We start from the raw sequence: 18,694 nt of genomic DNA, 5'->3' as shown, positions 1-18,694 counted from the left end.
TCTACGGGGTCAGGGACCGGGGGAGACGAGGGCGTGGCTGTCGGTCTGGGCGCTGCTGCCGCCTCCGGCGTCGGCGTCGACGCCGTCGAGCACCGGCAGCGGCGCGCCGACCAGCCCCGCGGCCAGCGTGCTGCCGTCCGCGGCGTCGATGACCAGGAAGGCGCCGGTGCGGCGGTTGTGGGTGTAGTCGTCCACCGGCACGGGCTCGGCCGTGCGCACCACGACCTGCCCGATCTCGTTGAGCACCAGGGAGTCCGGGCTGTCGGTGCTGCTGAGCCGCTGCTCGTCGAACCGGTTGCGCAGCTCGGTGACGATCGCCTGCACGGTGCGGGTGCCGTGCTTGACCAGCACGCGCGCGCCGGGGGTGAGCGCCTTCTCCGCCAGCCAGCACACGGTGGCCTCGAACTCGTCGGTGACCCGGGGCGGCTCCCCGCCCGCGACGAGGTCGCCGCGCGAGATGTCGAGGTCGTGCTCCAGCAGCAGGGTCACCGACTGGCCGGCGGCGGCCTCGTCCAGCGGGCCGTCGGCGGTGTCGATGCCCGCCACGGTGCTGCTCAGGCCCGTCGGCAGCACGGCGACCGCGTCGCCGACGCGCACCGTGCCGGCGGCGACCTGGCCCGCGTAGCCGCGGTAGTCCGGGTGCTCCGCGGTGCGCGGCCGGATCACGTGCTGCACCGGGAACCGGAACGGCGCGTCGTGCGGGTCGGCGTCGACGGGCACCGTCTCCAGGTGCTCCAGCAGCGTCGGCCCGGAGTACCAGGGCGTGTTGGTCGAGCGCTCGACCACGTTGTCGCCCGCCAGCGCGGACACCGGGATCTCCACGACGGTGTCCTCGACGAACCCGAGGGCGGTCGCGTGCGCGGTGAACTCCTTGGCGATGCGGGCGAAGGTGACCTCGTCGTAGTCCACCAGGTCGATCTTGTTGACCGCCAGCACCAGCCTCGGCACGCCCAGCAGCGCCAGCACCGCCGCGTGGCGGCGGGTCTGCTCGACCACGCCCTTGCGCGCGTCGACCAGGAGCACGCCCAGCTGGGCGGTGGACGCGCCGGTGACCGTGTTGCGGGTGTACTGCACGTGGCCCGGGGTGTCGGCCAGCACGAACGAGCGCTTGGGCGTCGCGAAGTACCGGTAGGCCACGTCGATGGTGATGCCCTGCTCGCGCTCCGAGCGCAGGCCGTCCACCAGCAGCGACAGGTCCGGTGTGGCCAGGCCGCGGTCGGCGCTGGCGCGGTGCACGGCGTCCAGGGTGTCGGCGAGGACCGACTTGGTGTCGTAGAGCAACCGTCCGACCAGGGTGGACTTGCCGTCGTCCACGCTGCCCGCCGTCGCCAGCCTCAACAGGTCGCTCATTTAGAAGTAGCCCTCCCGCTTGCGGTCCTCCATGGCGGCCTCCGACAACCGGTCGTCGGCGCGCGTCGCGCCGCGCTCGGTGAGCCGGGACGCGGCGACCTCCGCGATCACGGTCTCGATGTCGGCGGCGTCGGACTCCACCGCGCCCGTGCAGGAGCCGTCGCCCACGGTCCGGTAGCGCACGGTCTTGGTCACCAGCGCCTCCCCTTCCCGCGGGCCGCCCCAGGGGCCCTCGGCCAGCCACATGCCGTCACGCAGGTAGACGTCGCGCTCGTGCGCGTAGTAGATCGAAGGCAACTCGATCCCCTCTCGCGCGATGTAGTGCCAGACGTCCAGTTCGGTCCAGTTGGACAGCGGGAATACCCGCACATGTTCCCCTGGCCGGTGCCGTCCGTTGTAGAGGTTCCACAATTCGGGACGCTGCCGCCGGGGCTCCCACTGCCCGAAGGAGTTCCGGAGGCTGAAGATGCGCTCCTTGGCGCGGGCGCGCTCCTCGTCACGGCGCCCGCCGCCGAACACCGCGTCGAACTTGTGCGAGGTGATCGCGTCCAGCAGCGGGACGGTCTGCAGCGGGTTCCGCGTGCCGTCGGGGCGTTCGGCGAGCCGGCCGTCGTCGATGTAGTCCTGGACCCGCGCGACCTCCAGCCGCAGGCCGTGCCGCGCCACCACCCGGTCGCGGAAGTCGATGACCTCCTCGAAGTTGTGGCCGGTGTCCACGTGCAGCAGCGGGAAGGGCACCGGCGCGGGCCAGAACGCCTTCACCGCCAGGTGCAGCAGCAGCGTGGAGTCCTTGCCGCCGGAGAACAGGATCACCGGCCGGTCGAACTCGCCGGCCACCTCGCGGAAGATGTGGATCGCCTCGGACTCCAGGCGCCCCAACGTGTCCAGGGCCGCTGTTCGCGTGTTCGGCCCTGCAAGCAGACCTTCGGCAGTCATCCGTGCAACCCGCATTCTGTCTTGGCGCGACCCGCCCACCGGCCGCTGCGCGGGTCCGCCCCCGGCAGGGGCTTCGCGGTGCACGGCGCGCAGCCGATGGAGGGATATCCGGCCTGCACCAACGGGTTCTCCAGGATCCCGTGCTCGCTGATGTAGGCGTTGAACTCGTCGTCGGACCACGGTGCGATGGGGTTGACCTTCACCAGCCCGTTGCGGTCGTCCCACTGCACGATCGGCGTGTTCGCGCGCGTGGGCGCGTCCACCCGGCGAACGCCGGTCACCCAGGCGTCGTACCTGTTCAGCGTGCGCTGCAGGGGCACCACCTTGCGCAGGTGGCAGCACCGGTTCGGGTCGGTCCGGTTCAGCAGGCCGAACTCGCGCTCCTGGTCGGCGACCGACTGCTCGGCGGCGGCGTTGACGATGCGCACCTCCGGGTAGACCAGGTCCACCGCGTCCCGGGTGCCGAGGGTCTCGGCGAAGTGGTAGCCGGTCTCCAGGAACAGCACGTCCACGTCCGGCTTCACCTTGGTCGCCAGGTCGATCAGGACGGCGTCCTGCATGTTCGACGCGACGATCCAGTTGCGCCCGAACGTCCGGGCGGTCCACGCGAGGGCCTCTTCGGCGGTGGCGTCAGCCAGCTCGACCGAAGCGGCCTCCGCGATGACCTTCAGTTCCTCGGCCCTGGTGGGGGCGGTCATCGCTGCACCTCCTGTGGAAGGTTGAGGCCCACGAACTTGACGGTGAACACGCGGCGGCAGGAAGCGCACAGCCAGGAGTGCGACGGCTCCTCCTGGGGGCGGAGGTCTTCGTCCCCGCAATAGGGGCAGTAGAAGGGCGTGGCGCGTTCGCTCACCGCAGGTCGCCCTCGTCGGCCCGGCCGACCCACTGCGCGAACCGCTCGCCCTGTTCCCGCTGCGCCACGAACTTGCGCACCACGCGCTCCACGTAGTCCGACAGTTCGGCGGCGGTCACCTTGTGACCTCGCAGCTTACGGCCGAAACCGGCGTCCAGGCCAAGCCCGCCACCCAGGTGGACCTGAAAACCCTCCACCTGGTTGCCGTCCGAGTCGGTGACGATCTGACCCTTGAGCCCGATGTCGGCGGTCTGGATGCGGGCGCAGGAGTTCGGGCAGCCGTTGATGTGCACGGCGATCGGGGCCAGGTCCGGGTCGCCCGCGGTGATGTCGGCCAGCCGCGACTCCAGCGCCGCGACCAGCTCGACCGCGCGGGCCTTGGTCTCGACGATCGCGAGCTTGCAGAACTCGATGCCGGTGCACGCCATCACGCCCCGCCGCCACGGCGACGGCCGGGTCTGCAGCCCCAGCTTGGCCAGGTCCGCCTGCAGCCCCTTGACCTCCGCCTCGGGCACGTCGAGCACGACCAGCTTCTGCTGCGGCGTCAGGCGCACGCGGCCCGACCCCGCCCGCTCGACGACCTTCGCGACCTCCACCAGGGTGGAGCCGGACACGCGCCCGGCGATCGGCGCGGCGCCGACGTAGTACAGGCCGTCCTTCTGCCGGTGCACGCCGATGTGGTCGCGCGGGACCTCCGGCACGGCGGGCGCGGGGCCGTCGGGGAGCTTGCGCCCCAGGTACTCGTCCTCCAGCACCTGCCGGAACTTCTCCGGGCCCCAGTCGGCGACCAGGAACTTGATGCGGGCGCGGTGCCGCAGCCGGCGGTAGCCGTAGTCGCGGAAGACGCTGATCACGCCCTCCCACACCGCGGGCACCTCGTCCGGGTGCACCCACGCGCCCAGCCGCTTGCCGATCATCGGGTTGGTGGACAGGCCGCCGCCGACCCACAGGTCGAAGCCGGGGCCGTGCTCGGGGTGCTCCACGCCGACGAACGCGACGTCGTGGATCTCGTGCGCCACGTCGGGCAGGCCCGAGATCGCGGTCTTGAACTTGCGCGGCAGGTTGGCGAACCGCGGGTCGCCGATGTAGCGGCGCAGGATCTCCTCGATGGCGGGCGAGCCGTCGACGACCTCGTCCTCGGCGATGCCCGCGACCGGCGAGCCGAGGATGACGCGCGGGCTGTCGCCGCAAGCCTCCATCGTGGTCAGGCCCGCGTCCTCCAGCTTGCGCCAGATGGTCGGGACGTCCTCGATGCGGATCCAGTGGTACTGGATGTTCTGCCGGTCGGTGATGTCGGCGGTGTCGCGCGCGTAGGTCTGCGACAGCTCGCCGATCAGCGCCAGCTGGGCCGTGGTGAGCCGGCCGCCGTCCACGCGGACGCGGAGCATGAAGTACTCGTCGTCGAGCTCCTCGGGCTCCAGGGTGGCCGTCCGGCCACCGTCGATGCCCGGCTTGCGCTGGGTGTACAGGCCGTACCAGCGGAACCTGCCGCGCAGGTCGGCGGGGTCGATGGAGTCGAACCCGCCGTGGGCGTAGATGTTCTCGATCCGGGCGCGGACGTTGAGCGGGTTGTCGTCCCTCTTGCTCCGCTCGTTGGGGTTCAGCGGCTCGCGGTAGCCCAGCGCCCACTGCCCCTCACCTCGACGCTGCTTGGCGCGCTGAGGCGTAGTCGTCGGGGGGACCATCCTCGTCCTCCGGGGTTTCGGGGCGCTGGTGCGCGTGCGAGTCCCGGCGGTGCCGTGGTGGGGGTCTCGTCAGCGCACCCGGCGCCGACGGGAACTACAAGTCGGGCGCGGGTTATGCCGAACGACGGCACATCGCGCTGGAGACGCGGCGGAAGTCGACGTGGCGGCGGACCACCAGGCGGATTCCGTTCGACGTCATGGCAGTCAGCGTGCCACGCGTCCATCCCGTGGTCCACCGCCATCCGCATTCTGGGACGGGCCTCCCCGCGCTGGTAGATGGGACAATGGGAGGCATGTCCCCCGCTCTGCCGACCGGCGATCCCGCGCCCGCCGACGGCTCACTGCCCGTGACCGCGCTGGCCGGCCTGGGCACGCGCCCCTTCGGCGTCTACGTCCACGTGCCGTTCTGCGCGACCCGGTGCGGCTACTGCGACTTCAACACCTACACCGCCGGTGAGCTGGGAACTTCGGCGTCGCCGGCGTCGTGGCTGGAGGGGTTGCGGCGCGAGCTGGACCTGGCCGCGGCGGTGCTCGGCGACGCGCCCGCCGCGGACACGGTGTTCGTCGGCGGTGGCACTCCGTCACTGCTGGGCGCGGCCGGCCTGGCCGACGTGCTGGCCGCCGTCCGGTCGTCGTTCGGCCTTGCGGAGCACGCCGAGGTCACTACGGAGTCGAACCCGGAATCGACCTCGCGGGCGTTCTTCGCGGCCATCCGTGACGCGGGTTACACCAGGGTCTCGCTGGGGATGCAGTCGGCGGCGCGCAACGTGCTCGCCGTCCTGGACCGGGCGCACACGCCGGGCCGCCCGGTCGCGGCGGCGCGGGAGGCCCGCGCGGCGGGCTTCGACCACGTGAACCTGGACCTCATCTACGGCACGCCCGGCGAGACCGCCGACGACCTGCGCGCCTCCCTGGGCGCGGTGCGGGAGGCCGGGGTCGACCACGTGTCGGCCTACGCGCTCATCGTCGAGGAGGGCACGGCCCTGGCCCGCCGGGTGCGGCGCGGCGAGCTGCCCGCGCCCGACGACGACGTGCTGGCCGACCGGTACGAGCTGATCGACGCCGAGCTGACCGCGCAGGGCCTGCGCTGGTACGAGGTGTCGAACTGGGCGGCGGGCCCGGCGGCGCGGTGCCGCCACAACGTCCTGTACTGGCAGGGCGCGGACTGGTGGGGCGCGGGCCCCGGCGCGCACAGCCACGTCGGCGGCGTGCGCTGGTGGAACGTCAAGCACCCGGCGAAGTACAGCGGGCTGCTGGCCGGGGGTCGCTCGCCGGCGGCCGGCCGCGAGGTCCTCACCGCCGAGGACCGCCGGGTGGAGCGCGTCCTGCTGGAGCTGCGCCTGGCCGAGGGCCTGCCCGCCGACGCGCTCGACGAGGACGGGCGGGCCGAGGCGAAGGCGGCGGCGGCGGACGGCCTGCTGGACCCCGCGGCGCTGGACGCGGGCCGCTGCGTCCTGACCGACCGCGGCCGGCTGCTCGCCGACGCCGTGGTGCGCCGGCTCACCTGAGAGCCCCGGCACGGCCCCGGCCGAGGGCGGTGGCGCGCCGCCGCCCTCAGCGCAGCGAGACCGAGACCGACTCCCCGATGGTGCGGTACCCGATCGGCCCGTAGAGCCGCTCGGCCTTGCCGTCCGCCTCGGTCTCCAGGAACGGCGCGCACCCGGCGTCGAACACCCACCGCGTCAGCCGGCCGCACACCGCGCCCGCGATGCCCCGGCGGCGGAACCCCGGCAGCACCGCGATCCCCGCCACCTGCGACAGCCCGCCGCGCGGCCCGGTGTACGCGCCCGCGCCCACCGGCACGCCGTCCACCAGGGCGAGCAGCAGCCCGCCGTCGGCCACCAGCGCGCGCTGCTGCTCGATCGCGGCCTCGCGCGGCAGCGCCGCCACGCCGAAGGCTTCGTGCTGCACCCGCGCCGCCGCCGCCAGCTCGTCGTCGGAGACCGCCTCGACCAGCTCCACCCCGGCGGGCGGCGGCGGGACGCGCAGGTCGGCGCGGTCCACCGCCATCACCGGCAGCAGCTGGTCCACGGTGAACCCGGCCCCGGCCAGCGCCGCGTCCACCGCGGGCAGCGGTCGCAGGTACTCCAGCCGGGGCGTGCGGGAGCGGGCGCGGAAGGCCGCCACGAGGTCGGCCACCTGGGCGGCGGTCGGCTCGGCGCCGGGGTCGGGCACCGCGTAGTTCATGAAGGCGTTGTCGCTGTGGCCGTCGAAGCGGACCAGGAAGGGCCCGACCTGCTCGGCGTCGGGCCGGATGGACTCGCGCAGCGAGGTCTGGATGTCGGCAAGCACGCGCCACGCTACCCGGCCGCGCCGGACCCCGGCCGGCGAGTTTCCCGGCCGGCCGCCCCACCTCCGTAAACTCTTGGTGGAGTCAGGTCGAGTCAGGTCGTCGTGGTGGAGGTGACGCGCGGTGAACGCCGATGAGCGCAGGTTCGAGGTGCTGCGCGCGATCGTCGCCGACTACGTCTCCAACCAGGAGCCCGTCGGGTCGAAAGCGCTGGTCGAACGGCACAACCTGGGGGTGTCCAGCGCGACGGTCCGCAACGACATGGCCTCGCTGGAGGAGGACGGCTACATCACCCAGCCGCACACCAGCGCGGGCCGCGTGCCCACCGACAAGGGCTACCGGCTGTTCGTCGACCGGCTCAGCGAGGTCAAGCCGCTGTCCTCGGCCGAGCGCCGGGCCATCCGCAGCTTCCTGGAGGGCGCCTACGACCTGGACGACGTGCTGCGCCGCAGCGTCCGCCTGCTGGCGCAGCTGACCCGGCAGGTCGCGGTCGTGCAGTACCCGACGCTGAGCCGCTCCACCGTGCGGCACCTGGAGGTGCTGGCCATCACACCGGCCCGCCTGATGCTGGTGCTGATCACCGACACCGGCCGCGTCGACCAGCGCTCGGTGGACCTCGGCGACGTGATCACGGAGGACAACGTCGGCCGGATGCGGACCATGCTCAACACCGCGATGGTCGGCAAGCGGCTGTCCGACGCCTCCGCCGAGGTGGCCGAGCTGCCCGACCGCGCGCCCGCCGAGCTGCGCGACGCGGTGCTGCGGGTCGGCACGGTGCTGATCGAATCGCTGGTGGAGCACCCGGAGGAGCGGCTGGTGCTGGGTGGCACCGCGAACCTCACCCGCAACGTGGCAGACTTCCCCGGTTCGCTGCGCCAGGTGCTGGAAGCGCTGGAGGAACAGGTCGTGGTGCTGAAGCTGCTGGCCGCGGCCCGCGACCCCGGTACCGTCCTGGTGCACATCGGCGAGGAGAACGAGGCGGCCGAGATGCGCAGCACCTCGATCGTGTCCATCGGGTACGGGAGCCGGGACAACCTGCTCGGGGGCATGGGCGTGGTGGGGCCCACGCGGATGGACTACCCCGGCACGATGGCCGCCGTGCTCGCGGTCGCCAGCTACGTCGGGGAGATCCTGACGGCGAGGTAGGCGGGAACACCGAAGGCCCACAGGACGTTTCGCAAGCGAGCGAGCGCGCGCTCGGCGCGCCCGCAGGAGGACACACGGTGGCGAGGGACTACTACGGCACGCTCGGGGTCTCCAAGAACGCGACACCCGAGGAGATCAAGCGCGCCTACCGCAAGCTCGCGCGCCAGCTGCACCCGGACGTCAACCCCAACGAGGAGGCGCGCTTCAAAGAGGTGACCGCCGCCTACGAGGTGTTGTCGGACCCGAAGAAGCGCGAGATCGTCGACCGGGGCGGCGACCCGCTCCAGCCCGGCGGCGGTGGCGGCGGGATGCACGACCCGTTCTCGGGCTTCGGGCTCGGCGACATCATGGACGCGTTCTTCGGCGCGACGGGCGGCGGCGGGCGCGGTCCGCGCAGCCGGGTGCAGCCCGGTTCGGACGCGCTGATCCGGCTGTCCATGACGCTGGAGGAGTGCGCGGCCGGCGCGTCGCGGGAGCTGACCGTCGACACGGCGATCCTGTGCGACCGGTGCACGGGCAGCGGCTGCGCCGAGGGCTCGTCCCCGGTGCGCTGCGACACGTGCGGCGGGCGCGGCGAGGTGCAGTCGGTGCAGCGCTCCTTCCTCGGCCAGGTGGTCACGGCGCGGCCGTGCCCGGTGTGCCGGGGCCTGGGCGAGGTCATCCCCGACCCGTGCCTGCAGTGCGGTGGCGAGGGCCGGGTCCGGTCGCGGCGCACCATCTCGGTGCAGATCCCGGCCGGCGTGGCCGAGGGGATGCGGGTGCGACTCGCGGGCCAGGGCGAGGTCGGCTCCGGCGGCGGTCCGGCGGGCGACCTGTACGTGGAGGTCGAGGAGGTGCCGCACGAGGTCTTCGAGCGGGACGGCTCGAACCTGCACTGCTCGGTGCGCGTCCCGATGACGACGGCGGCGCTGGGCGCGGTGCTGCCGCTGCAGACCCTGGACGGCGAGGAGCAGCTGGAGATCGAGCCGGGCACCCAGCCGAACACCGAGCTGGTGCTCACCGGCCGGGGGATGCCGCGGCTGCGCTCCTCGGGCCGCATCGACGGGCGGGGCGACCTGCACGTGCACCTGGAGGTCGTGGTGCCGACCAAGCTCGACGGCCGGCAGGCCGAGCTGCTGCGGGAGCTGGCCGTGCTGCGCGGCGAGGAGGACCCGACGCTCGCGCACAACGGCAAGGGCGGCGGCGGGCTGTTCTCGCGGCTGCGCGCCGGCCGCGGCCACCGGTGACGCTGCCGGTCTTCCTCGTCCCGGCGCTGCCGACCGGCCCGGAGGCCGTGCTCGACGGTCCTGAGGGCCGGCACGCGGCCACCGTGCGGCGGCTGCGGCCGGGCGAGGAGCTGGTGCTCTCCGACGGCTCCGGAGCCCAGGTCCGGTGCGTGGTGCAGGAGGCGCTCAAGGACGCGCTGCGGTTGCGCGTGCTCCAGCGGTGGGTGGCGCCCGAGCCCGCGGTGCGGGTGGTGCTGGCGCAGGCGCTGGTGAAGGGCGACCGGGGTGAGCTGGCCGTGGAGCTGGCCACCGAGGCGGGCGTCGACGGCGTGGTGCCGTGGCGGGCCGCGCGCTGCGTCACCAGGTGGGAGGACGGCCCGCGCGGGGCGAAGGCGCTGGAGCGCTGGCGCAGCACCGCGCGGGAGGCCGCGAAGCAGGCCCGGCGCGCCCGCGTGCCGTCGGTCGCCGAACCGGTGGGCACGCCCGCGCTGGCCCGTCTGGTGGAATCGGCCGCGATCGCATTGGTCCTGCACGAGTCGGCGTCGACCGGCATCGCCGCCGCGCCGCTGCCCGAGGAGGGCGACGTGCTGCTGGTGGTGGGGCCGGAGGGCGGCATCACCGAGGCCGAGCTGGCGGCGTTGACCGAGGCAGGCGCGCACGCGGTGCGGCTGGGCCCCACCGTCCTGCGCGCGTCGACCGCCGCCGCGGTCGCCCTGGGAGCGCTGGGTGTGCTGACCGATCGCTGGCGGTAATGGGTGCCCGCGCCTTCTGGCGGAGCGCCCGAAGAGGGGTTACGCTCAAGACCTGAGGGGTTGCATTGGTCTAGTCGCGTTCAGCCCTTCAGACCACAGGACTCGCCGGACACCTCCCCCCTCGGTCCGGCGTCGCCGCGTCGCGGTGGGGCGACCCCCAGGTCTCACCGCGACGCGGCCCTGCGCGCTCCCCCTCCCGTGGGCGATGCTGGACGGGTGACGCCCATTCGCTACGGCAGCCACCCGAGCCAGTTCGGCGAGCTGTCCACACCCCGGGGCCCGAGCCCGTCGACCGTCGTCGTGGTCATCCACGGCGGCTTCTGGCACCAGCGGTACGGGCTGGAGCTGGGCCGCCCCCTGGCGGCCGACCTGGTCGCGCACGGCGTGCGGGCCTTCAACGTCGAGTACCGGCGGGTGGCCGGCGGCGGTGGCTGGCCGGCGACCGGGGACGACGTCCTGGCCGCCATCGACGCCCTGGACGCCGACGTGGTGACCCTGGGGCACTCGGCGGGCGGCCACCTGGCGGTCTGGGCGGCGGCCCGGCACCCGCGGGTCGTCGGGGCCGTGGCCCAGGCGGGCGTCCTGGACTTCCGGCAGCACCCGCGGATCACCCGGCGCGCGGCCGAACTGCTCGGCGGCACGCCCGAGGAGGTGCCCGAGCGGTACGCGGAGGCGTCGCCGGCGGAGCTGCTGCCGATCGGCCCGCCGCTGGTGCTGGTGCACGGCGAGGCCGACGAGGACGTGCCGGTCGAGCAGAGCACCGCGTTCGCCGCGGCCTCCGGGGCGGAGCTGATCACCCTGCCCGGCGTCGGCCACCTGGACCTGATCACCCCCGGCGCCCCCGCCTGGGAGACCTGCCGGGACGCCGCGCTGCGGCTGGCCGGATAGCCTGCGGGCCATGTCCGACTGCCTGTTCTGCCGCATCGTCGCGGGCGAGGTCCCGGCCTCGATCGTGCACGAGACCGAGACCACCACGGCGTTCCGCGACATCTCGCCGCAGGCGCCGACGCACGTGGTGCTGGTGCCGAAGCTGCACTCGCCGGACGCCGTGGCCCTGGCCGCCGCCGCTCCCGGCGTCCTGGACGACCTGTTCCGCGCGGCCGGGGAGGTGGCGCGGGCCGAAGGTCTCGCCGACAGCGGCTACCGCCTGCTGTTCAACACCGGGGCGGACGCCGGGCAGACGGTGTTCCACGCCCACCTGCACCTGCTGGGCGGGCGGCAGCTGGGCGCGCTGGCGTAGCCGCGGGCAGGCCCGTCCGGCGGCGGCCCGGTGCGCCGCCGCCGGACGGGCCGGCCCGCGCGCTCAGATCCCCTGCGGGAACGCCAGGACGCGGTCCGGGTCGTAGCGGCGGGCCACCAGCTGCAACCGCGGGTGGTTGTCGCCGTAGTAGGCGCGCCGCCAGTCCGGCATCTCCGGGTCGATGTAGTTCACGTACCCGGTGTCGAGCCCCAACCCGTCGCGCACGACGGCCACCTCCCGCCGGGCGCGCGCCTCGTCCACCCCGGCGGCGTTGACGTAGACCTGGGCGCTGGCGAGCGCGTCCCGGTGCGGGAACGCCGTGTCGGCCGGGCCGACCCGGGAGATCGCCCCGCCGAACGAGTCGAACTGGAGCGCGGTCGCCCGCGCGCCGTCCAGCAGGGCCACCGCCCGCGCCGGGTCCAGCGGCGCCCGCAGCATCCGCGACGAGGCCGCGAACGGCGTCCCGACCGGCGGCGGGCAGCCACCGCCCCGGCAGCCCGCGTAGTGCCGCATCGCGGCCAGGTAGCCCATCGGCCGCAGGTCGCGCCGCAGCACCCGGACCTTCGCCGCGAACCGGTCCAGCAGCGGGGTCAGGGCCTCGGGCGGGCCGACGTGGCAGCCCGACACGACGGCCTGCGGCGGCCGGCCGGAGGCCAGCCGGCACACCGACCACAGCTCGTCGGGCAGGTCGGCCACCCACTCCTGCCACGCGCCGAGCACGTCCACCGCCGCGCCCGGCGGCGTGCGCAGCTCGAACGGCACCAGGTCCGGCGCCGGGCCGGTGGCGAACCGCAGCGACGTGACGACGCCGAAGTTGCCCCCGCCGCCCCCGCGCAGCGCCCAGAACAGGTCCGGCTCGTGCTCGGCGTCCACCACGCGCACCGACCCGTCCGGCGTCACCACCCGCGCCCCGAGCAGCCGGTCGCAGGTCAGGCCGTACTTGCGGGCCACGACCCCGATGCCGCCGCCGAGCGCCAGCCCGCTGATGCCGACGCTACGGCACGTCCCGGCGGGCAGCGCCCGGCCCGCCGCGCCCAGCGCCTCGTAGACGTCGATCAGCGCGGCGCCCGCGCCGACGGTCGACTCCGCGCCGGGCCGCACCCCGTCGAGCGCGGCCACGTCCACCACCAGGCCGTCCTGCGGCGCGGAGTAGCCCGCGTAGCTGTGCCGGCCGCTGCGCGCGGCGACCGGCAGGCGCTCCGCGGAGGCGAACTCCAGGCAGCGGGCCACGTCGGACTCGTCGGCGCACAGCGCCACCGCCGCCGGGCGGCGGTGGGCGTACACGGTGTTCTGCGGGCTGCGCGCGCGGTCGTAGTCGGCGTCACCGGGCAGCACCAGCCTCCCGGCCAGACCCCGCCGCAACCGCTCCCAGTCCCGCTCGCGGCCCGGCCCGTCGCCCGGCCCGGCCCGGCCGCCCAGCACGGCCAGGCCGGCGACCCCGAGGAACCTCCTGCGGTCGAACTCCACGGCCCCACCCCCTCACCCCCATGGTGGACCCGGGGTGACGGCCGGCACATCCGGCTGTTCGGGTCATCCGAGCGCCTGCATCACCGGCACGCGGAGCCGCTCGCGCGCCCCGCTCAGCTCACCGCGCACCATCCGGTCCACCTCGAACGACGCGGGCATCCCGTGCGCGGTCAGCCACGCCGCCAGCCGCGGGTCGCCGACGTCCACCCGCGCCGGACCGCCGCCCGCCACGTCCGCGATCAGCGCCCGCGCCGTGCCCACCGAGTCCGCCACCACCGGGCCGACCACCAGCCGGTCGGTGTTCCACCAGGAGCCGGCGAACCCGCCGGGGCAGACCCGGACCTCGCGGGCGAAGTCGAAGAACTCCGCCCACAGCGCCGACCGGTCGGCCCCGAACACCGCCGCGTCCTCGGCCACGACCAGCGGCCGGTCCGCCGCCCCGACCGGCCGGCTCACCCCGGATGGCGGCGCGGTCAGCACGCCCAGGTGCCCGGTCGTCCGGCCCACCGAGCGGAAGCCGAGCTTCTCGTACAGCGGCTTGCCGAACGAAGTGGCGTACAGCGAGACCACCGGCGTGCCCGCGAACGCGACGGCGTGCTCGACGACCCGCCTGCCCAGCCCGCGCCCGGCGTGGTCGCGCGCCACCAGCACCATGCTCAGCGCCGCGTGCGCGTCACCGAACCGGGTGATCACCGCCGTGGCGACCAGGTCCGGCCCGGCGAACACCCCGAACCCGGCGCCCACCCGCAGCAGGAACCGCCACTTCGCCTCCTCCGGGGACCAGCCCCGGTCGGCGCCCAGCGCCAGGCAGGCGGGCACGTCGGCGGGGGTCAGGGCGCGCAGGGTCTCCACGGCTTCGAGTACACCCGCCGCGTCCACCGGTTTCTTACTCCGGTGCGCGGTGCTGGCGGGGGCGGCTAGCATCGGTGGGAGCACGACAAGCACACCCCAGTTCGGCGCGAACGCGCAGGAAGCAGGCCCGAGGCCACGTGGCCGACACCGCAGACACCACGCCGCAGGCCGGCCACGCCGCGGCCGACGCCCAGTCCAAGTTCGCCGTGCCCGACGGCGCGGTGCTCGCCCTGCTCGGCTCGCGCGACGAGAACCTCCGCCTCGCGGAGGACCTGCTCGACGCGGACGTGCACGTGCGCGGCAACGAGATCACCCTGTCCGGCCGCCCGGCCGACGTGGCGTTCGCCGAGCGCGTGTTCTCCGAGCTGATCACCCTGGCCGGCCGCGGCCAGGAGATCGGCCCGGACACGGTCCGCCGCACCGTCGCGATGCTGTCCGCGGGCACCGGCGAGTCGCCGGCCGAGGTGCTCAGCCTGGACATCATCTCGCGCCGCGGCCGGACCATCCGGCCCAAGACGCTGAACCAGAAGCACTACGTCGACGCCATCGACCAGAACACCGTGGTGTTCGGCATCGGGCCCGCGGGCACCGGCAAGACGTACCTGGCGATGGCGAAGGCCGTGCAGGCGCTCCAGGCCAAGCAGGTCAACCGGATCATCCTCACCCGCCCCGCCGTGGAGGCGGGCGAGCGGCTGGGCTACCTGCCCGGCACGCTCTACGAGAAGATCGACCCGTACCTGCGCCCCCTGTACGACGCGCTGCACGACATGGTCGACCCGGAGTCGATCCCCCGCCTGACCCAGGCCGGCACGATCGAGGTCGCCCCGCTGGCTTACATGCGCGGGCGGGCGCAACCGGTCGACGCGAACGTGCTCACGCCCGACGGCTTCCGGCCGATCGGCGAGCTGCGGGTCGGCGACCTGGTCGTCGGCTCGAACGGCGAGCCGACCCCGGTGCTGGGTGTGTACCCGCAGGGCGAGAAGGACATCTACCGCGTCACCGCGCAGGACGGGGCGTCCACCCTGTGCTGCGGCGATCACCTCTGGACGGTCCGGACGGCCGCCGACCGCCGCCGCGGCAAGCCGTGGCGGGTGCTCGAGACCAAGGAGATGATCGGCAACCTGCGCGCGGCGCACGCCCGGCGGTACGAACTTCCGCTGCTCACCGCGCCGGTGTGCCGGCCGGAGCGCGAGGTCCCCGTCGACCCCTACGCGCTGGGGCTGCTGCTCGGCGACGGCTGCCTGACCGGCACGACCACCCCCTCGTTCGCCACCGAGGACCCGGAGCTGGTCCTCGCGCTGGAGGCGGCGCTGCCCGGTGTCGCGGCGCGGTGGCGGGGCGGCCCCGATTACGCGCTCAACCGGGTCCGGGCCGCCGGTGACGTCGTCACGATCGAGAACCCGGTCACCGCCGCCCTGCGGGCGTTGCGCCTGATCGGCACGCGCTCGCACACGAAGTTCGTCCCCGACGCCTACCTGGACAACTCCGCGGAGGTCCGGCTGGCCCTGCTCCAGGGGCTGCTGGACGCCGACGGCGGCCCGGTGGCCCAGCTCGGCCGGACGTGCCGGGTCCAGTACTCGACCACCTCGCCCGCGCTGCGCGAGGGCGTGCTGGCCCTGGTCCGGTCCCTCGGCGGGGTCGCCTACGTCCGCTGCCGCCCGGCCCGCGGCAGGACGCCGGGCCTGGCCGGTGGACGCCCCGTGCACCACCGCCACGACACCTACGTCCTGGACATCAGGCTCCCGGAGGGCGTCGAGCCGTTCCGCCTGACCCGCAAGCGGCGCAAGTACCGGGCGTCGGGCGGCGGTGGCCGGCCGATGCGGTTCATCGACGCCATCGAGCCGGCCGGGCGGTCCGAGGCGGTGTGCATCCAGGTGGCGGCGGCCGACTCGCTCTACGTCACCGAGGACTACCTGCTGACGCACAACACGCTCAACGACGCCTTCATCATCCTCGACGAGGCGCAGAACACCACGCCCGAGCAGATGAAGATGTTCCTGACCCGGCTGGGCTTCGGCTCCAAGATCGTGGTGACCGGCGACGTCACCCAGGTCGACCTGCCCGGCGGGCAGCGGTCCGGGCTCAAGGTGGTCAGGGACATCCTCGAAGGCGTGGACGACGTCCACTTCTCCGTCCTGACCAGCAGCGACGTGGTGCGCCACCGGTTGGTGGCGGACATCGTGGACGCCTACGAGAAGTGGCAGGTCGACCAGGACGAGCGCGACCTCGGCGACGACCGGCGGCAGGCCGCCGGACCCGGCGCGCGGTCGCACGGGCACCGCCGGGGACGATAGGCGCCGTGAGCATCGAGATCGCGAACGAGTCGGGCGTGACCGTGGACGAGCCGTCCATCGTCGCCGCCGCCCGCTTCGCGCTGGACCGCATGGGCGTGAGCCCGCTGGCCGAGCTGTCCGTCCTGCTGGTGGAGCTGGACGTGATGGCCGACCTGCACCAGCGCTGGATGGACCTGCCCGGACCGACCGACGTCATGGCGTTCCCCATGGACGAGCTGGACTCGGCGCGCCGGCCGGACGCGGCGGGCCTGGGCCCGGCGCTGCTGGGCGACATCGTGCTGTGCCCGGCGTTCGCCAAGGACCAGGCGAAGAAGGCCGGGCACGGCCTGCTCGACGAGTTGCACCTGCTGACCGTGCACGGCGTGCTGCACCTGCTGGGCTACGACCACGCCGAGCCCGCCGAGGAGCGCGAGATGTTCACCCTCCAGAACCGGATCCTGGGCGACTTCCGCACCGCCGCCGCCGAGGCCGAGCGCACCGCCGCGCAGCGCGAGGCCGACTCGAAGCTGCTCGGGGCGGTGGGCCTGGAGGATTCCGACAGGCCCGACCCGACCGCCTGAGGCGGCCGCGGTGACGGGGGACTCCACCAGCCTGCTCGTGCTGGCGGTCGCGCTCGTGCTGGCGGCGGGCGCGTTCGCGGGCGCGGACGCGGCGCTGGGCACGGTGTCGAGGGCGCGCGTCGAGGCGCTGCAGCGGCAGGGCCGGGCGGGCGCGCGCCGGCTCATCCAGGTGCTGGCCGACCGGCCCCGGCACGTCAACCTGCTGCTGCTGCTGCGCCTGGGCTGCGAGCTGTCGGCGACGGTGCTGGTGACCGTGGTGTGCCTGCGGCTGATCTCGACGGGCTGGGTGGCCGTGCTGGTCGCGGGCCTGAGCATGCTGGTCGTGTCCTACGTGCTGGTCGGCGTCGGGCCGCGCACGATCGGCCGCCAGCACCCGTACGCGGTGAGCCTGGTGGCGGCCGGCCCGATCCGCGTGCTGGGCCGGGTGCTGGGGCCGCTGTCGCGGCTGCTGATCCTGGTCGGCAACGCGATCACCCCGGGCCGGGGCTTCCGCGAGGGCCCGTTCTCCTCCGAGGTGGAGCTGCGCGAGCTGGTCGACATGGCCCAGGAGCGCGGCGTGGTGGACGAGGGCGAGCGCGAGATGATCCACTCGGTGTTCGAGCTGGGCGACACCATCGCGCGCGAGGTGATGGTGCCGCGCACCGAGATCGTGTGGATCGAGCAGGCCAAGTCGGTGCGGCAGGCGCTGGCGCTGTCCCTGCGCACCGGCTACACGCGGGTGCCGGTGATCGGCGGCAGCGTGGACGACATCGTCGGCGTGGTGAACCTCAAGGACCTGGTGCGGCGGACGCTGGCCGAGGAGCCGAACGGGACGGTCGTGGCGGAGGTCATGAAGCCCGCGTCGTTCATCCCGGACTCCAAGCCCATCGCGGACCTGCTGCGCGAGATGCAGCTCTCGCGCAACCACCTGGCGATCGTGGTGGACGAGTACGGCGGCACGGCGGGCCTGCTGACGATCGAGGACATCCTGGAGGAGATCGTCGGCGAGATCACCGACGAGTCCGACACCGACGACCGGCCGCCCGTCGAGCACCTGACCGACGGTTCGGTGCGGGTCAGCGCCCGGCTGCCGGTGGACGACCTGGACGCCCTGTTCGGCACGGAGCTGGACGACCACGAGGTGGAGACGGTGGGCGGCCTGCTGGCGCAGCGCCTGGGCCGGGTGCCCCTGCCGGGCACGGAGGCGGAGATCGCGGGCCTGCGGATGCGGGCCGAGGGCGGCAAGGACGAACGCGGGCGGATGCGCATCACGACGGTGCTGGTGCGCCCGCTGAACGGTGACCACAGCGCGGAAGGAACCCCCGGTGACTGACCAGGACACGCTCGGCCCCGAGGACGCGAAGATCATCACGCTGGCGCGGTCGTCCCGCGCCCGCACGGGTGCGGCGGAGGGCGCGGCGGTGCGCGACACCGACGGGCGCACCTACTCGGCCACGACGGTGGACCTGCCGTCGCTGCGCCTGACGGCGCTGCAGGCGGCCGTGGCCGCGGCGGTGTCCAGCGGCGCGGAGGGCTTGGAGGCCGCCGCCGTGGTGACGGCGGCCGACGCGGTGGACGCCGAGTCCGTCGCCGCGGTGCGGGACCTGACGGCCGGCGCCCCGGTGTTCCGCGTCGACGCCGCCGGGGACCTGCGGGAAACCGTGTAGCGGTGCGGGTGACGGTGTGCCGCGGCTGCTGCTGCGGCACCACGCGCAAGCACCCCGATCACGACCACGAGGCGCAGCTCGAACGCCTGGAGGCGCTCGCCGCGCGCTCCGGCGGCCGGGTGCGCGTGCGGACGGCGGACTGCCTGGACGCGTGCGCGAGCTCGAACGTCGTGGTGGTGAAGCCGCCGGGCGCGAAGCCGGTGTGGTTGGGCTTCGTGCTGCACGAGGCGGTGATGGACGACCTGGAGCGGTGGCTGGCCACCGGCGGGCCCCTGCCGGCGGTGCTGGAGCTGCACCGGGTCGCCCCGCCGCGACCGGGCTGAGCGCCGGGGACCGCGGCGCGCCGCGGCCCCCGGGCGCGGGGTAGTCCAAGCGCCGAGTCCAGGGGCGGAAGGGGCGTGGTCGGCGGGGCCGGGGA

The 18,694-nt window shown here is 74.3% G+C and carries 18 protein-coding genes and 3 pseudogenes; 13 read left to right on the top strand and 8 right to left on the bottom strand.

Annotation, left to right across the window (positions count from 1 at the left end; all coding sequences use genetic code 11):
- Positions 1–9: 9 nt before the first annotated feature.
- From JOE68_RS08790 to JOE68_RS08775, 5 genes are read right to left on the bottom strand one after another with little or no spacing between them, the layout of a single operon-like run.
- On the bottom strand, positions 10–1,350 hold the full coding sequence (locus JOE68_RS08790; RefSeq protein WP_204841829.1) for a sulfate adenylyltransferase subunit 1: 1,341 nt from the start codon (positions 1,348–1,350) through the stop codon (positions 10–12).
- The gene (cysD, locus tag JOE68_RS08785; protein ID WP_239562179.1) at positions 1,351–2,286 is read right to left on the bottom strand and encodes a sulfate adenylyltransferase subunit CysD; all 936 of its coding nucleotides are present in this window, start codon (positions 2,284–2,286) and stop codon (positions 1,351–1,353) included.
- Positions 2,283–2,984 carry a phosphoadenylyl-sulfate reductase gene (locus JOE68_RS08780; protein ID WP_204841828.1) on the bottom strand — a complete coding sequence of 234 codons (702 nt, stop codon included), beginning with the start codon at positions 2,982–2,984 and terminating at the stop codon, positions 2,283–2,285. Before JOE68_RS08780 ends, cysD begins: the two co-directional genes overlap by 4 nt.
- Complete coding sequence (locus JOE68_RS31010; RefSeq protein ID WP_033427569.1) at positions 2,981–3,139, bottom strand: hypothetical protein; 159 nt, start codon at positions 3,137–3,139, stop codon at positions 2,981–2,983. Before JOE68_RS31010 ends, JOE68_RS08780 begins: the two co-directional genes overlap by 4 nt.
- A complete protein-coding gene (locus JOE68_RS08775; protein WP_204841827.1) occupies positions 3,136–4,824 on the bottom strand; it encodes a nitrite/sulfite reductase in 1,689 nt (562 codons plus the stop codon). The genes JOE68_RS31010 and JOE68_RS08775 overlap by 4 nt, the downstream gene beginning before the upstream one ends.
- 293 nt (positions 4,825–5,117) lie before the next feature.
- Between JOE68_RS08775 and hemW the strand changes: the two genes are divergently transcribed.
- Entirely contained in the window at positions 5,118–6,332 is a 1,215-nt protein-coding gene (gene hemW, locus JOE68_RS08770) for a radical SAM family heme chaperone HemW (RefSeq protein WP_204841826.1), read from the top strand.
- 46 nt (positions 6,333–6,378) lie between these two features.
- Here hemW and JOE68_RS32185 read toward each other — a convergent pair whose 3' ends face one another.
- A complete protein-coding gene (locus JOE68_RS32185) occupies positions 6,379–7,116 on the bottom strand; it encodes a GNAT family N-acetyltransferase (protein ID WP_204841825.1) in 738 nt (245 codons plus the stop codon).
- 121 nt (positions 7,117–7,237) lie between these two features.
- Between JOE68_RS32185 and hrcA the strand changes: the two genes are divergently transcribed.
- From hrcA to JOE68_RS08740, 5 genes are all read left to right on the top strand, one after another.
- On the top strand, positions 7,238–8,260 hold the full coding sequence (gene hrcA, locus JOE68_RS08760) for a heat-inducible transcriptional repressor HrcA (RefSeq protein WP_204841824.1): 1,023 nt from the start codon (positions 7,238–7,240) through the stop codon (positions 8,258–8,260).
- Between the two features lie 77 nt (positions 8,261–8,337).
- Entirely contained in the window at positions 8,338–9,486 is a 1,149-nt protein-coding gene (dnaJ, locus tag JOE68_RS08755; protein ID WP_204841823.1) for a molecular chaperone DnaJ, read from the top strand.
- The gene (locus tag JOE68_RS08750) at positions 9,483–10,217 is read left to right on the top strand and encodes a 16S rRNA (uracil(1498)-N(3))-methyltransferase (RefSeq protein ID WP_204841822.1); all 735 of its coding nucleotides are present in this window, start codon (positions 9,483–9,485) and stop codon (positions 10,215–10,217) included. Before dnaJ ends, JOE68_RS08750 begins: the two co-directional genes overlap by 4 nt.
- Positions 10,218–10,433: 216 nt before the next feature.
- Positions 10,434–11,105 (top strand): alpha/beta hydrolase family protein, encoded by a 672-nt coding sequence (locus JOE68_RS08745; protein ID WP_204841821.1) that lies wholly within the window; start codon positions 10,434–10,436, stop codon positions 11,103–11,105.
- A gap of 10 nt (positions 11,106–11,115) precedes the next feature.
- Positions 11,116–11,457: a histidine triad nucleotide-binding protein gene (locus JOE68_RS08740; RefSeq protein ID WP_204841820.1), complete on the top strand. Its 342-nt coding sequence runs from the start codon at positions 11,116–11,118 to the stop codon at positions 11,455–11,457.
- Between the two features lie 63 nt (positions 11,458–11,520).
- Here JOE68_RS08740 and JOE68_RS08735 read toward each other — a convergent pair whose 3' ends face one another.
- Together JOE68_RS08735 and JOE68_RS08730 are read right to left on the bottom strand one after the other, a co-directional pair.
- The gene (locus JOE68_RS08735; protein ID WP_204841819.1) at positions 11,521–12,924 is read right to left on the bottom strand and encodes an FAD-binding oxidoreductase; all 1,404 of its coding nucleotides are present in this window, start codon (positions 12,922–12,924) and stop codon (positions 11,521–11,523) included.
- Positions 12,925–12,987: 63 nt separating this feature from the next.
- Positions 12,988–13,776: a GNAT family N-acetyltransferase gene (locus JOE68_RS08730; protein ID WP_307819586.1), complete on the bottom strand. Its 789-nt coding sequence runs from the start codon at positions 13,774–13,776 to the stop codon at positions 12,988–12,990.
- Positions 13,777–13,913: 137 nt separating this feature from the next.
- Here JOE68_RS08730 and JOE68_RS31000 point away from each other — a divergent pair.
- The 7 genes and pseudogenes from JOE68_RS31000 to JOE68_RS08705 form a co-directional block, all read left to right on the top strand.
- A pseudogene (locus JOE68_RS31000) lies at positions 13,914–14,624 on the top strand (PhoH family protein); the annotation flags it as partial.
- Positions 14,613–15,422, top strand: a pseudogene (locus JOE68_RS30995) (LAGLIDADG family homing endonuclease); the annotation flags it as partial. The pseudogenes JOE68_RS31000 and JOE68_RS30995, both read left to right, overlap by 12 nt.
- 282 nt (positions 15,423–15,704) lie before the next feature.
- Positions 15,705–16,070 (top strand): annotated as a pseudogene (locus JOE68_RS30990) (PhoH family protein); the annotation flags it as partial.
- A 5-nt stretch (positions 16,071–16,075) separates the two neighbouring features.
- The gene (gene ybeY / locus JOE68_RS08720) at positions 16,076–16,630 is read left to right on the top strand and encodes an rRNA maturation RNase YbeY (protein WP_204841817.1); all 555 of its coding nucleotides are present in this window, start codon (positions 16,076–16,078) and stop codon (positions 16,628–16,630) included.
- A 10-nt stretch (positions 16,631–16,640) separates the two neighbouring features.
- Positions 16,641–17,942 (top strand): hemolysin family protein, encoded by a 1,302-nt coding sequence (locus JOE68_RS08715; RefSeq protein ID WP_204841816.1) that lies wholly within the window; start codon positions 16,641–16,643, stop codon positions 17,940–17,942.
- Positions 17,935–18,276: a cytidine deaminase-like protein gene (locus JOE68_RS08710; RefSeq protein WP_204841815.1), complete on the top strand. Its 342-nt coding sequence runs from the start codon at positions 17,935–17,937 to the stop codon at positions 18,274–18,276. Before JOE68_RS08715 ends, JOE68_RS08710 begins: the two co-directional genes overlap by 8 nt.
- 2 nt (positions 18,277–18,278) lie before the next feature.
- Positions 18,279–18,599, top strand: a complete 321-nt coding sequence (locus JOE68_RS08705) for a (2Fe-2S) ferredoxin domain-containing protein (RefSeq protein WP_204841814.1) — start codon at positions 18,279–18,281, stop codon at positions 18,597–18,599.
- The last annotated feature ends 95 nt before the right edge of the window (positions 18,600–18,694 follow it).

It is taken from the genome of Saccharothrix algeriensis (assembly GCF_016907655.1).
Classification (GTDB): domain Bacteria; phylum Actinomycetota; class Actinomycetes; order Mycobacteriales; family Pseudonocardiaceae; genus Actinosynnema; species Actinosynnema algeriense.
The sequence above is the reverse complement of the archived record's forward strand: the minus strand, read 5'-3'. Positions and strand labels throughout refer to the sequence as shown.